The sequence below is a fragment of the Streptomyces sp. NPDC001222 genome, assembly GCF_042896945.1.
Taxonomy (GTDB): Bacteria; Actinomycetota; Actinomycetes; order Streptomycetales; family Streptomycetaceae; genus Streptomyces; species Streptomyces gibsoniae.
The window spans coordinates 228,163-241,750 of sequence record NZ_JBIAXT010000009.1; the positions used below are offsets into that span (position 1 = coordinate 228,163).

The 13,588-nt window shown below is 72.5% G+C and carries 12 protein-coding genes; 4 read left to right on the forward strand and 8 right to left on the reverse strand.

Annotation, left to right across the window (positions count from 1 at the left end; translation table 11 throughout):
- Positions 1-76 precede the first annotated feature (76 nt).
- The gene (gene hppD / locus ACFY2Z_RS15810) at positions 77-1,222 is read right to left on the reverse strand and encodes a 4-hydroxyphenylpyruvate dioxygenase (protein ID WP_390744731.1); all 1,146 of its coding nucleotides are present in this window, start codon (positions 1,220-1,222) and stop codon (positions 77-79) included.
- 122 nt (positions 1,223-1,344) lie between these two features.
- On the opposite strand from hppD, the gene ACFY2Z_RS15815 reads away from it, so the two are divergent.
- Positions 1,345-1,824, forward strand: a complete 480-nt coding sequence (locus ACFY2Z_RS15815) for an Lrp/AsnC family transcriptional regulator (RefSeq protein ID WP_311692346.1) — start codon at positions 1,345-1,347, stop codon at positions 1,822-1,824.
- A gap of 15 nt (positions 1,825-1,839) precedes the next feature.
- Here the strand turns inward: ACFY2Z_RS15815 and ACFY2Z_RS15820 are convergent, their stop codons facing one another.
- Positions 1,840-3,120: an MFS transporter gene (locus tag ACFY2Z_RS15820; RefSeq protein ID WP_390744732.1), complete on the reverse strand. Its 1,281-nt coding sequence runs from the start codon at positions 3,118-3,120 to the stop codon at positions 1,840-1,842.
- A 260-nt stretch (positions 3,121-3,380) separates the two neighbouring features.
- Between ACFY2Z_RS15820 and ACFY2Z_RS15825 the strand changes: the two genes are divergently transcribed.
- Both ACFY2Z_RS15825 and ACFY2Z_RS15830 read left to right on the forward strand, forming a co-directional pair.
- Positions 3,381-3,968 (forward strand): ArsR/SmtB family transcription factor, encoded by a 588-nt coding sequence (locus ACFY2Z_RS15825; protein ID WP_390744733.1) that lies wholly within the window; start codon positions 3,381-3,383, stop codon positions 3,966-3,968.
- A 12-nt stretch (positions 3,969-3,980) separates the two neighbouring features.
- Entirely contained in the window at positions 3,981-4,172 is a 192-nt protein-coding gene (locus ACFY2Z_RS15830) for a hypothetical protein (protein WP_390744734.1), read from the forward strand.
- A 19-nt stretch (positions 4,173-4,191) separates the two neighbouring features.
- Here ACFY2Z_RS15830 and ACFY2Z_RS15835 read toward each other — a convergent pair whose 3' ends face one another.
- The 3 genes from ACFY2Z_RS15835 to ACFY2Z_RS15845 form a co-directional block, all read right to left on the reverse strand.
- On the reverse strand, positions 4,192-4,980 hold the full coding sequence (locus tag ACFY2Z_RS15835; RefSeq protein WP_390744735.1) for a S16 family serine protease: 789 nt from the start codon (positions 4,978-4,980) through the stop codon (positions 4,192-4,194).
- A gap of 314 nt (positions 4,981-5,294) precedes the next feature.
- Positions 5,295-6,404 carry an o-succinylbenzoate synthase gene (gene menC / locus ACFY2Z_RS15840; protein ID WP_390744736.1) on the reverse strand — a complete coding sequence of 370 codons (1,110 nt, stop codon included), beginning with the start codon at positions 6,402-6,404 and terminating at the stop codon, positions 5,295-5,297.
- Entirely contained in the window at positions 6,401-7,306 is a 906-nt protein-coding gene (locus tag ACFY2Z_RS15845; RefSeq protein WP_390744737.1) for a chorismate synthase, read from the reverse strand. Before ACFY2Z_RS15845 ends, menC begins: the two co-directional genes overlap by 4 nt.
- A 103-nt stretch (positions 7,307-7,409) precedes the next feature.
- Between ACFY2Z_RS15845 and ACFY2Z_RS15850 the strand changes: the two genes are divergently transcribed.
- Entirely contained in the window at positions 7,410-8,942 is a 1,533-nt protein-coding gene (locus ACFY2Z_RS15850; protein ID WP_390744738.1) for a PucR family transcriptional regulator, read from the forward strand.
- A gap of 12 nt (positions 8,943-8,954) precedes the next feature.
- Here ACFY2Z_RS15850 and ACFY2Z_RS15855 read toward each other — a convergent pair whose 3' ends face one another.
- The 3 genes from ACFY2Z_RS15855 to ACFY2Z_RS15865 all read right to left on the reverse strand — a co-directional run bounded on the left by ACFY2Z_RS15855 (position 8,955) and on the right by ACFY2Z_RS15865 (position 13,424).
- A complete protein-coding gene (locus ACFY2Z_RS15855) occupies positions 8,955-9,596 on the reverse strand; it encodes an IclR family transcriptional regulator (RefSeq protein WP_390744739.1) in 642 nt (213 codons plus the stop codon).
- 388 nt (positions 9,597-9,984) lie between these two features.
- Entirely contained in the window at positions 9,985-11,802 is a 1,818-nt protein-coding gene (locus tag ACFY2Z_RS15860; RefSeq protein ID WP_390744755.1) for a DEAD/DEAH box helicase, read from the reverse strand.
- Between the two features lie 182 nt (positions 11,803-11,984).
- The gene (locus ACFY2Z_RS15865) at positions 11,985-13,424 is read right to left on the reverse strand and encodes an MFS transporter (RefSeq protein WP_390744740.1); all 1,440 of its coding nucleotides are present in this window, start codon (positions 13,422-13,424) and stop codon (positions 11,985-11,987) included.
- Positions 13,425-13,588: the final 164 nt, after the last annotated feature.

A 13,588-nucleotide genomic window follows, 5' to 3' on the forward strand; every position in this document is an offset into this window, starting at 1 on the left:
GTCGGCCCCTCCGGGACCCCGTCGTCAGGGTCCCGGAGGCCCGGGGGTCAGGACCCCGGAGGCACGGGTGGGCGGGTCACAGGTTTCCGCGCTTCTCCTGCTCGCGCTCGATCGCCTCGAACAGGGCCTTGAAGTTGCCCTTGCCGAAGCCCATGGAGCCGTGGCGCTCGATGATCTCGAAGAACACCGTCGGACGGTCCTGGACCGGCTTGGTGAAGATCTGCAGGAGATAGCCGTCCTCGTCACGGTCGGCGAGGATCTTCAGCTCGCGCAGGGTCTCGACGGGGACGCGGGTGTCGCCGACCCACTCGCCGAGGGTGTCGTAGTACGAGTCCGGGGTGTCGAGGAACTGCACGCCCGCCTCGCGCATCGTGCGGACCGTGCGCACGATGTCGTTCGTGTTGAGCGCGATGTGCTGGACGCCGGGGCCGCCGTAGAACTCCAGGTACTCGTCGATCTGGGACTTCTTCTTGGCGATCGCGGGCTCGTTGATCGGGAACTTGACCTTGAGGGTCCCGTCGGCCACCACCTTCGACATCAGCGCGCTGTACTCGGTCGCGATGTCGTCGCCCACGAACTCCTTCATGTTCGTGAAGCCCATGACCTTGTTGTAGAACTCGACCCACTCGTTCATGTGGCCGAGTTCGACGTTGCCGACGCAGTGGTCGATCGCCTGGAAGGTGCGGTGGGCCGGCGGCTCGACGATCGGGTCGGCGGCGGCGTAGCCGGGGAGGTAGGGGCCGTCGTAGCCGGTGCGCTCGACCAGGGTGTGGCGGGTCTCGCCGTAGGTGGCGATCGCGGCCAGGACGACGGTGCCGTGCTCGTCCTTCATCTCGTACGGCTCGGCGACCGAGGCGGCGCCGTGCTCGATCGCGTACGCGTACGCCGCGCGTGCGTCCGGGACCTCGATGGCGAGGTCGATCACGCCGTCGCCGTGCTCGGCCACATGCCGGGCGAGGAAGCCGCCCCACTCCGTGGCGGGCTTGACGACCGAGGTGAAGACGAAACGGGCGGAGCCGTTCTCCAGGACGTACGAGGCGGTCTCGCGGCTGCCGGTCTCCGGTCCGGAGTAGGCGACGAGCCGCATTCCGAAGGCGGTGGAGTAGTAGTGCGCGGCCTGCTTGGCGTTGCCCACGGCGAAGACGACCGCGTCCATTCCCTTCACCGGGAAGGGGTCTGCCTCACGCGCGGTGTCCGGGGTGTGGTGTGTGGTCTGCGTCATGTCGGCAGCCTCACCCGTCTCCGCAAGGTGCGCAATAGTTTGCGTATCAGCTGGGCATTCTGCACAGTGGGGAGCCCGGATAGCCGGGCGTTCTGTACAGGATGACCATCGGGGAGTGCGGTGTGGCGATCGATCATCTGGACGCCCGGCTCATCGTGTTGCTGGCGCGCGAGCCGCGTATCGGGGTGCTGGAGATGTCCCGGCGGCTCGGGGTCGCCCGCGGCACGGTCCAGGCACGTCTGGACCGGCTCCAGTCCCAGGGGGTGGTCCGCGGCTTCGGGCCGGAGGTGGACCCGGCCGCGCTCGGCTACCCCGTCACGGCGTTCGCGACGCTCCAGATCCGCCAGGGCCAGGGTCCGGACGTGCGGGCCCATCTGGCGACCGTGCCCGAGGTCCTGGAACTGCACACCACCACCGGCAGCGGTGACATGCTGTGCCGCCTGGTGGCCCGCTCGAACGCCGACCTCCAGCGGGTGATCGACCGGGTGGTCGGCTTCGAGGGCATCGTCCGCGCCTCGACGGCGATCGTCATGGAGAACCCGGTTCCGCTGCGGATCATCCCTCTGGTGGAACAGGCGGCGCAGGACCGGGAGCGGGGCTGACGGCTCCCGGCGGAGTCAGGCCTCGCGGGGGACCGGGTTCGCCGTGGCGCGGAGCACCGGGTCATGGCGCAGTCGTACGAAGGTGATCAGCAGGGTCAGGCCCTGCACCGCGGCGCACGCGCCCATGACGTCGGTCAGATAGGGCGGCGGGGTGAGGGCCAGCACGAGGCCCGCCACGGGGAAGGGCAGCAGCAGGATGAGGATCGTCAGGGAGAGGGTCGTACCGAAGGCCGCGGGCGGGATGATCAGCGAGCGCAGGGTGCGCAGGACGACGGTGAGGCCTCCGTCGGCGGCCATGAACAGGGCCACGAGGGCCGTGTAGCCGGCGTAGGAGGGGGCCCAGGGCACGGCGAGGCAGGCGGCGGCCGCGACCGTCCCGCTGATGACGCCGACCCCCCACAGGCCCGCCCGGTTCAGCGCGAACCGGCAGCAGGTGATCACGACCAGGGTGGCGGCGGCGGCCACCGACCAGAGCGTGCCGACGGCGGCCGGGGAACGGCCGAAGCGGCCCTCCACGAGGACGGGACTCGCCGACTGCAGCAGACCGAGCGCGAGGTTGGAGAAGGCCAGCCCGGTCACGAGCCGGCGCAGGGACGGGAGTGACCGCAGCGTGCTCCAGCCTTCCCGCATGCCTCCGCCCGTCCCCTGTCCGCCGCCGCGTCCGGCGCGCAGGGGGGTGGGCGGGGTCTGCAGGGCGAGCCCGGCCGACAGGAAGGACAGCACGCTCAGGCAGGCGAGCATGCGGGTCGGTCCGGTCAGCAGCAGGACGCCGCCCAGGGCGGGGCCGACGAGGGTCGCCGTCTGGTCGATGCCGATCAGCACCGACTGCACCTTGTGGGACTGCCCTTCGGAGCGGCGGCTGACGATGGCGCCGACCGCCTCGTTGGCGATGAAGCTGAACTGGGTGAGGGCACCGGTCACGGCGGCCAGCGCCATGACGGTCACGGTCTCGGCCGTCCCCCGGGGCAGCATGACCAGGACGACACCGGCGCCCGCCACCAGCAGGGCCCGCAGGAGCGAGGCGAGGAAGCACACGATGGCCGCGCCGCTGCGGTCCACCAGGTCGCCGGCGAAGCTGAACGCGGCCACCCGGGGTATCCACTCCAGCGCGAACGCCAGACCCGTCAGGGACGCGGAGCCGGTGGTCGCCAGCACCACGAGCGGCATGGCGTACGTCGCCATGGAGTAGGCGAGCGCGTCGCAGGCGCGCGGTGCGTAGACCCGCCGGAACAGACTGCCTGTGGGCACTGCCGCATGCCGACCGGCCGGTCGGACCTCGTAAAGAGAGACGGTCACGGAGTGGTGGGCTTTCGGTAGCGGGGGTGCGAAAGGGGCGCGGCGCGGCGTCCCGGGCCATTTCGGGCATGCACATGCCACAATTAGGGCTGCAATGCCTGGTTGAGGCGTGAACTACGGAGCGGTAACAACATAGCGGAACAGGAGGCTCCTGAAGAGCCCCGGAGCACCCCCTGACACAGACGGAAGCGCCGCCCGACACGCAAACCCTTGCAAAGAAACCGTTGCAAGCATTTCTTTGCAACAGTTTCTTTGTACTCATGCCCGATCAGCCCGACGACCGTCGTGTCCATCAGCTCGACGCCCGCTCACTGCGCGGGCTCGCCCACCCGCTGCGCATGCGCCTGCTGGACGCCCTGCGCTTCGGCGGCCCCGCCACCGCGTCCCAACTCGCCGCGAGACTGGGCGAGTCGAGCGGCGCCACCAGCTACCACCTGCGCCAGCTCGCGGCGCACGGCTTCGTCGAGGACGCCCCGGAACAGGGCATGGGGCGCGAGCGGTGGTGGCAGGCGGCCGTTCAGGGCCTGCGCTTCGACGACGATCTGCTCGAGGACGCCAACCCGGCCGTCCGGGGCGCGGCCGACTTCTATCTCCACGAACTCGCCACGACCCACGCACGGGAGGTGTCGACCTGGCTCGGCACCCGGCACGAGTGGTCCGAGCAGTGGGGCCGGAGCACGGACATGAGCAGCATGACCCTACGGCTGACCCCGGAACTCACCCGCGAACTCGTCGAGAAGCTGCACGCGGTCGTGGACAGCTACCGCAGCCTGCCCGCCGCCGAGGACGCCCCCGACGCGGAGACGGTCCGCATCCACACCCACGCCTTCCCCCTCGCCACGGACTGAGAGGCACCGCCGATGCACCCCGAGATCCACCTCGCACTGCACCGCGCCCGCGCCACCGAACTCCAGGCCCAGGCATACGCCCATGGGCGCGCCCTTGACGCCAGGCCGCCCCGGGACCTGCGGGTACGCCTCGGCTGGACCCTCGTCGAGGTCGGGCTGCGGCTCGTGTCCCCGCCCCGGAGCGTCGCCGTCCCGCAGGTCTGACGGCCCGGTACCGGCGGGTCTAACAGCTCGGTACCGACTTGCCCTTCTCCAGGGCCACCAGCGACTCGACCGCCTCGTTCAGGGTGGTCACCGGGACCAGGCGCAGGCCCTTGGGCAGTTCCGCCCGCGCGTCGGTGCACTCCTCCTTCGGGACCAGGAAGACCGTCGCGCCGTCACGGCGGGCGGCCTGCACCTTGAGGGCGACCCCGCCGACCGCGCCCACGTCGCCGGCGGCGTCGATCGTGCCCGTACCGGCGACGGTGCGGCCGCCCGTGAGGTCGCCGCCGGCGCCGTCGCCGTCCAGCTTGTCGATGATCCCGAGGGTGAACAGCAGGCCCGCGCTCGGACCGCCGACGTCCGCGAGCCTCAGCGTGACCTTGACGTCCTTGTCGCTGACGTGCAGGTACTTCAGTGCCGCCCGGCTGGCCGCGTCCTGGGACTGCTGCATCTGCTGGGCGTTGTGCTGCTCGATCTCCTTGACGCTGTTGCCGCTCGGGTACACCGCGTCGCGCGGCAGCACCGCACGGTCCGTGCGGAACCAGCCGTCGATCACGTCGCCGAGCGAGACGGAGGTGTCGGGGCCGGTCGCCTCGATCGTCGTCATCCGCAGCTGGCCCGTCGTCGTACGCATGGGTGCCCCGCTGATCGTGATCACGGGGGCGCCCTTGTTCTCGCCGAGGACGTTCGCCGTCATGCCGGGCTGCGCCACGGCGAACGGCAGCGGCGCGAACACCGCCGTGGCGAGCAGGGCCACGACGGGCAGGGCGCAGACGGCGACGGCCTTGGGGCGGGAGAGGCGAGAGAGCACGGGATCAATCTAACGCGAGGACGGGTTCCGGCCACGTGCCGGTCGGACCCGGCGGCGGTCATACCGGAGGGCGGGTGACCCGGGCCCCGGTCATACCGGACGGCAAGCGACCCGGGCGCCGGTCATACCAGACGGCAAGCGACCCGGGCCCCGGTCATACCAGACGGCAAGCGACCCGGGCCCCGGTCATACCAGACGGCAAGCGACCCGGGCGCCGGTCATACCGGAGGGCAAGTGACCCGGGCCGCGGTCATACCGGGGGGCGGGTGGCACCAGCGCCGGTCAGAGCGAGCGCAGGCGGGCCCCAGCGCCGGTCAGTCGCGGTAGAGATCCCTTCGGTCCGTGGTGAAGCGCCGTAGTGCGTCCGGGAGGGGTGCTACACCGATCCCGGGTGCGGAGGGCACCGGCAGATGGCCGTCCCGGAGCACGAACGGCTCGGTGATGTCCTCGGCGAAGTAGCGCGCGGACGCCGAGGTGTCGCCGGGGAGTGTGAAGCCCGGCAGGGCGGCCAGGGCCAGATTGGGTGCGCGCCCGATGCCCGTCTCCAGCATGCCGCCGCACCACACCGGCACCCCGTGCGCCCGCGCCACGTCGTGCACACGACGGGCCTCCGGATAGCCGCCGACCCGCGCGGGCTTCACGTTCACGACCCGGCAGGCGTCGAGGGCGATCGCGGAGGCGGTGTCGCGGGCGGAGTGCAGGGACTCGTCCAGGCAGACGGGTGTGGTGATCCGCCGCTGGAGCAGGGCGTGCGCGTGCAGATTGTTCTCCTCCAACGGCTCCTCGATCAGCAGCAGCCCGAACTCGTCCAGCCTGCGCAGGTGTTCGGCGTCGGCGAGCGTGTACGCCGTGTTCGCGTCGACCTGGAGGGGCAGCGCCTCCCCGAAACGCTCACGGACGGCCCGTACGGGCTCCACGTCCCAACCCGGTTCGATCTTCAGCTTGATCCGCACATATCCCTCGGCGAGACAGCGCTCGACGTCGTCCAGCAGTTGGGGCACCGAGTCCTTGATGCCGACGGACACCCCGGCCGGCACCCGGTCCCGTACCGCGCCCAGATAGGTCGCGAGCGACATGCCGTACACGCGCAGTTCCGCGTCCAGGACCGCCGTCTCCAGGGCCGCCTTCGCCAGCTCGTGGCCCTTGATCCCCGCCATGGCCGGAGCGAGCGCGGCCGTGGTGAGGTGCGGCAGCGCGGCGGCGCGCGGCAGCAGGAACTCACGCAGGACGATCTCCGCGCCGGCCACGAACTCGGAGCAGTACAGCGGTTCGGGATCGGCCGCGAACTCCGACCAGCCCTCGGCGGCGTCGGTGACGACGTGGAGCAGGAAGGTGTCCTTCGTGGTCATGGTCCCGAAGGAGGTGCGGAACGGGGTGACGAGCGGGATCGCCACACGCACGAGCTCGACGCGTTCCAGTCTCATACCGGGGCCCCCTCCTCGCGGGTGAGCGTGTACCAGCCGTCCCGGGACATGCCCGTGGCCGTGAACCCCTCGGCGAAGGCCTTGGTGAACACCTCGCGCACGGCGTGCCGCCAGCGCAGCGCGAGCGCCGGGTCGGTGGCGCGCAGGGCGACCACGTCAGGGGGGACTCGGCACCACAGGGTTCGGTCGTCGGGGGAGCGACGGGCGAGCGGCCCGCCGTCGGGGGCCGTGGCGGTCTCCGCCGTTCGCGTCGGGTCGGGGGCCGGGGTGACGAAGGCGGGTGCGGACGCGTGGCGCGGTGCCACCAGGTCCCAGGTCACCGTGAGCCGGTCGCTCTCGTCGCCGTCGTTCACACCGTCGGCCATCGGGCCGTAGAAGTCGACCAGGTACTCCGTGCCGGTCGCGCCCAGCTTCACCAGGTTGAAGCGGGCGTTACGGGCGACCAGCGGGTCGAAGGTCCAGCGCAGGGTGCGGGCGCCACGCCCCAGCAGCCAGGCGCGCTGCGCCTGCTTCACCACGGGCCCGAGGCCCGGGTCGGCCGCCGCCAGCAGGGAGTACGCGTCCGCCTCGGCCGGTGGCCCGAACACCGCGGCGCAGGCCCCGGCGAGCCGGCCCCCGTCGGCGGTGTACGCGGCGTGCACGGCCCCGCCCGCGTGCACCACGCTGTGCAGCACCTCGGCCGGCAGCGGCGGGGAGCTGCGGGGCGTGCGCCAGACGTCGCTGAAGTAGTCGGCCACGGCGGCGAGAGCGGCCACGCCCTCGACCGTACGGAGGTGGACGTCCGCGGCACGGGCGGACCCCTCCGCGAGCCGGGCCGCCCGCTCCTGCGCCACGGACAGCTCCGTCCGGTCCGTCGGGTTCGCCGGGTCCGCCGGGTCCGCCGGTTCCGTCTCTGCAGTCATGGATCGAGTCTCGGGGCCCGTGGTACGCCCTCGCGTTGTGCGGGCGGCCAAAGAGTGCGTACGTTCATGGGGAGATCGGCCAACATACGAAGGACGTGACCCCGTGGACGTCGGCACTCTCGGCGATCTGCTGGACGTGGTCGGCGAGCCCTCCGTACGGCTGCGCACCGCGCCCGCCGGACTGTCGGCGCCGGTCACCGAGGCACTGCTGTACGACGCCCACGCCCCACTCCCCCGGGCGCCCGGCGCCCTGCTGCTCGCGGTGGGCGTGCCGGGAGCGGACGCCGGACCGCTGACCCGGGCCGCCGCGGCGGCGGGGATGACGGGTGTCGTCGTACGCGGCACGGACGGGCCGGTCGCCGAGGCCGAGGCGGCCGGGGTCGCCCTGCTCTCGGTCGACGAGGACGCGGCCTGGCACCAGGTGCACCTGCTGCTCGCGTCGGCGATCGGCGCCCGCCCCGCGACCGGCGGCGGGGACGCCCGCGGGGAACTGTTCGCGCTGGCCGACGCGGTGGCCGCGGCGGTCGGCGGGGCCACGACGATCGAGGATCCGGGGCAGCGGATCCTCGCCTACTCCACGGTGCCGGGACAGGCCACGGACGAGGACCGCCGCCAGGGCATCCTGGGGCTCCGGGTGCCCGGGAGCCCGGAGAACACCGAGCAGTACCGGACCGTCTTCGCCGCGCCCGGCCCGGTGCGGCTCCCGGCGCTCGCGGGCGCGCTGCCCCGGCTCGCGGTCGCCGTCCGCGCCGGGGGCGAGACCCTGGGCTCGCTCTGGATCGTGGACGACGGCCGGCTCGCGCCCGACGCCGAGGAGGCGCTGACGCGAGGCGCGTCCACGGCGGCGCTGCTTCTGCTGCGGGCGCGCGCCGCGCGGGATCTGGCCCGGCACCAGGACGGCGATCTGCTGCGCCGGCTCCTCGACGGCACCGCCGACCCGGCCGCGGCCGGGCACCGGCTCGGCCTCGACGCGGTACGGGTCGCCGCGTTCGTACCGGACTCCCCGGCGTCCGCGCCGGACGGCGAACAGACCGCGCTGCGGCTGCTGGACCTCGTACGCCTGCAGTGCGAGGCCCGCTACGGGCGGCACGCGTGCGTACTCGTCGACGGGGTCGTGTACGCGATGCTGCCCGCGTCCGGCGAACGCGCGCAGCGGCACCGGCATCTGGCCGAGGACATCGTGCGGCGGGCCGGGCAGGCGCTGCGGGTGCCGGTACGGGCCGGGCTCGGTGAGGTGGTGTCCTCGCTCGCCGGCGCGCCGGCGTCCCGGGCCGACGCGGACCTGGTCCTGCGTGTGCTCGGACGGGAGCTGCCGGTGGCGTGCGTGACCGAGGTACGACCCCGGATCACCCTGCTGAGGCTGGCCGAAGTGATGCGGGAAAGCCGGGAGCTGAGTGCCGGGGCGTGGCGGGCGGTGCTGGACCACGACGCCGCGCACGGCACCGCCCACGCGCACACTCTGCTGGCGTGGTTCGAGGCCGGATGCGACATGGCGGGCGCGGCCGAGCGGCTGGGGGTGCACCCCAACACCTGCCGCTACCGCCTCAAGCAGATCCATCGGCAGCTCGGCGTCGATGTGCACGATCCGGACGAACGGCTGGTGCTGTGGCTCCAGTTGAGGGTGCTGGGCCGCTGATCCGGCAGCCCGTCAGCGCAGCGCCTCCGCCACCTCCCGGGCCGCGTCCACCACCCGCGGCCCGACCCGCTCCGGCACCGTGTCCGACAGCATGACGACCCCCACGCTGCCCTCGACCCCGTTCACCCCGAGCAGCGGCGCCGCCGCCCCGCTCGCGCCCGTCTCCAACTCCCCGTGGGTCAGCGTGTAGCCGGTCTCGGTGACCTGCTGGCGACGGGCGGCGAGTATCGCCCGGCCCGCGGCTCCCCGGTCGAGCGGATGCCGGAACCCGGCCCGGTACGCCACGTGGTAGTCGGTCCACGACGGCTCGACCACGGCGACGGCCAGCGCCTCCGCGCCGTCGACCAGGGTGAGGTGCGCGGTCGCGCCGATGTCCTCGGCCAGCGCCCGCAGTGCGGGCATCGCGGCCTCCCGTACGAGCGGGTGCACCTGGCGGCCGAGGCGGAGCACACCGAGCCCGACCCGGGCGCGGCCCCCCAGGTCGCGGCGGACCAGGGAGTGCTGCTCCAGCGTGGCCAGCAGCCGGTACACCACGGTCCGGTTGACCCCCAGTCGGGTGGACAGCTCGGTGACCGTCAGCCCGTGGTCCGTGTCGGCGAGCAGTTTGAGGACTCTGAGGCCCCGGTCCAGCGTCTGGGAGGTCTCCGCGGTCACGACGCCCACTCCTTAGTGGTGAGGACGGCGGCCCCCTCGCGGCGGATGCGTCACCGGGTCCCGTCCGGCGACGCGCGTCAGAGGCCGCCGATCGGCCGGCGGCCCGGGCGGCCCCCGGGCTCGGTCGCTTCACGGCTGCGCTCCGCGGCGGCGCTGCCACGGGGCGTGTGCGTAGCGGGACAGTAGCGATACGGTTCGCTGAGCGGAAGGCTCTGTCCAGAATCCGATCGACGGCCGGTACGCATCGGTTCCTTTTACGGTGATATATGAGCGGCTCGCGACGGGATGCGCACGGTCTCCAGCGAGATGCGCACGGCGTACGGCGGGCTGTACGCGAAGGGTGCCGCTGCCGGGGACCCCGGCGGCCGGCACCCGGCACAGCGTCAGCTCAGTGCATCCGCGTGGCCCACTCCTGGACCTTGGCGATCCGCTGGCGCAGCTGGCCCGCGGTGCACTCGGCGCTCGGCGGGCCGCCGCACACCCGGCGCAGCTCGGTGTGGATCACGCCGTGCGGCTTGCCGCTCTGGTGGACGTAGGCGCCGACCATCGTGTTGAGCTGCTTGCGCAGTTCCAGCAGCTCCTTGTGGGTGACCACCGGGCGCCGCTCGGCGGGCAGTTCGAGCAGATCCGCGTCCGTGTCCGGCTTCTTGCGGCTGTGCGCGATCTGCCGGGCCTGCCGCTTCTGCAGCAGCAACTCGACCTGCTCCGGCTCCAAGAGGCCCGGGATGCCGAGGTAGTCCTGCTCCTCCTCGCTGCCCGGGTGGGCCTGCATACCGAACTCGGCGCCGTTGTACATGACCCGGTCGAAGACGGCGTCGGACTCCAGCGCCTCGAACGGCAGCATGTCCTGCTCGCCGGTGTCCTCGTCCTGCTCCCGGTTGGCCTCCTCCATCTCCTTCTCGGACTCGGCGTACGGGTCCTCCTCGCCGTCCTTCTTCGGCTTGTCCAGGACGTGGTCGCGTTCCCGCTCCATCTCGTTGGCGAAGGTGAGCAGGTCGGGCACCGTGGGGAGGAACACGGAGGCGGTCTCGCCGCGGCGCCGGGACCGTACGAAACGGCCCACGGCCTGGGCGAAGAACAGCGGGGTGGAGATGGTGGTCGCATACACACCGACGGCGAGCCGTGGCACGTCGACACCCTCGGACACCATACGGACCGCGACCATCCAGCGGTCGTCGCTGCCGCTGAACTCGTCGATGCGGTCGGAGGCGCCCGTGTCGTCGGACAGCACGAGGGTCGCCCTGTGCCCGGTGATGTCCCGGATGAGCTTCGCGTAGGCGCGGGCCGAGTCCTGGTCGGAGGCGATGACCAGGGCCCCCGCGTCCGGGATGGCCTTGCGGACCTCGGTGAGCCGCTGATCGGCGGCGCGCAGCACGCTCGGCATCCAGTCGCCGCGCGGATCGAGGGCGGTGCGCCAGGCCTGGCTGACGGCGTCCTTGGTCATGGGCTCGCCGAGCCGGGCGGCGATCTCGTCGCCCGCCTTGGTGCGCCAGCGCATGTTGCCGCTGTAGGAGAGGAAGATGACCGGCCGCACGACCCCGTCGGCGAGCGCGGACCCGTATCCGTAGGTGTAGTCGGCGGCGGACCGCCGGATTCCGTCGTTCCCCTCCTCGTACGCCACGAACGGGATGGGGTTGGTGTCGGACCGGAACGGCGTACCGGTCAGGGCGAGCCGGCGGGTCGCGGGCTCGAACGCCTCCAGACACGCCTCACCCCAGGACTTGGAGTCACCGGCGTGGTGGATCTCGTCGAGGATGACGAGCGTCTTGCGCTGCTCCACGCGGTTGCGGTGCAGCATGGGCCGCACGCCGACGCCCGCGTAGGTGACGGCGACGCCGTGGTACTCCCGGCCGAGCGGTCCCGCGCTGTACTCGGGGTCGAGCTTGATCCCGATCCGCGCGGCCGCCTCCGCCCACTGCTTCTTCAGATGCTCGGTCGGCGCGACCACGGTGACCTGCTGCACGACATGGTGGTGCAGCAGCCAGGACGCGAGCGTCAGCGCGAAGGTCGTCTTGCCGGCGCCGGGCGTGGCGACGGCGAGGAAGTCACGCGGCTGCTCCTGGACGTACTTCTCCATCGCCCCCTGCTGCCAGGCACGCAGCTTGCTGGCGGTGCCCCAGGGGGCGCGGCCGGGGAAGGCGGGCGAGAGGTGGTGCGAGGAGCCGGTGGCGGAAGCGGTGGCGGGCCTGGACGGCTCGCCGTCCAGGGTGGCGGCTGTCGGGCGGGAGGTAGTCACGGTCTCCGGTTCGATGGGGGTCTGGGGCGGCTCGGCTACGTATGACAACCGGGCCACCCTACCGGTGTGCTCACCCGCCCCCGAGGCCGACGGCGCCGCATCCGGCCATGGTGCGACAGGGGTCACAGATCACGGAGTACGACCCCGGTGGATCACCGTTCGTGCAGCCGGGTCGCCACCCAGGCCCCCACCAGGGCGACCACCGCCATCGGCAAAAACACCGCGGCGAAGGCGGCCGGGTGGGAGCCGCCGGCGCCCGTCCCGGCCGCCGTGGGCGCGACCGTGCCGCCGCCGAGCGCGGCGAACGCGGCGCCGCCCGCGGCGAGCAGGACCACGTTGGACAGACCGTCGGAGATCTGCAGGGCGGCCGAGTTGGCGCCCGCCTCCTCGGGGCGCGACAGCTTCAGCAGCAGCACGCTGGTCGAGGAGATCACCAGACCCATGCCGAAGCAGCCGAACCCCCAGGCGACGGCGACGATCCACACCGGCACGGCGTGCACCAGCACACTCGGCGCGGCCACGATCGCGAGCGCGACCACGATCATGCCGAGGGTCATCAGCCGGTCCCGGTACGCCTCCAGACGCGGCCTCGACTGGAGATACGACCCGAGGGCCCAGCTTCCGCCGCTCGCCGCGAGGGAGAAGCCGGCCAGCGTCGGTGACAGCCCGCGCTCGGTGACGAGCATGAGCGGGATGAAGCTCTCCGCCGAGACGAAGGCCCCCGCCGCCACCCCCCGCAGCAGCACCACGGACGGCAGTCCCCGCGCCGCCCGGTAGGTGCCGCGTGGAAGCAGCCGGAGGACTGACGGGACGAGCAGCGCGGCGCCCGCGACGCCGGGGACGAGCGAGACCCAGCGCAGGTCCTGGGCGGCGTACTGCAGCAGCCCGGCGCCGAACGAGATACCGAAGGCGAGACGAATGCGGCGGGCGTCGAAGGGGGCGGCCACGGCCTCCTTCGCGGGGCCGCCCGCCCGGCGCCGTATCTGCGGCAGCGCGAGGGCCAGCGGGAACACCACCAGCACCGGGATGCCGATGAACACCCAGCGCCAGCCGAGCTGTTCGGTCACCGCGCCCGCGGCCAGCGGGCCGACCACCGTCGGCACCACCCAGCCCGCCGCGAACGCGGCCATGATCGCCGGTCGCAGGCGCTCCGGGTAGGCGCGGCCGACCACGACGTACAGGGCGACGATGACCAGGCCGCCGCCGAGCCCCTGAACCGCCCGCCCCAGGATGAACAGCCACATCGCCCCGGCGGTGCCGGACAGCAGCAACCCGGTGGCGAACGCGGCGATACCGCAGGTCAGCGAGGTGAGAGGGCCGTTGCGGTCCGACCACTGGCCCGCCAGCACCATGCCCAGGAGGCTGGTGGTGAAGTACCCGGAGAACGCGAAGGCGTACAGCGACAGCCCGTCCAGCTCCCGTGCCGCGACCGGCATCGCGGTGCCGACGGCCGTCGCCTCGAAGGCGATGAGCACGACGACCGAGACGATGCCGACACTGAGCGCCCGGTACGGCCGGCTCAGCACACCGACGGATTCGACCGGCGGGACGGACGGGGCGACGTCGGCGTCGCGGGGTTCCAGGGCTGCCATGCGGCCAGAGTAAGGGGCTCGGAGCACCTTGGCTCCTGTCCCGAGTCGCTGATCACCTGGGACCTTGGTCCTAGAAGACTCATGAAGATCTTGGGGTTCTGGCCCCGCCGCGTGAGCGGCGGGGCCAGACTCGTTTTCGTGGTGATGGGGGAATGGGCCGGGGA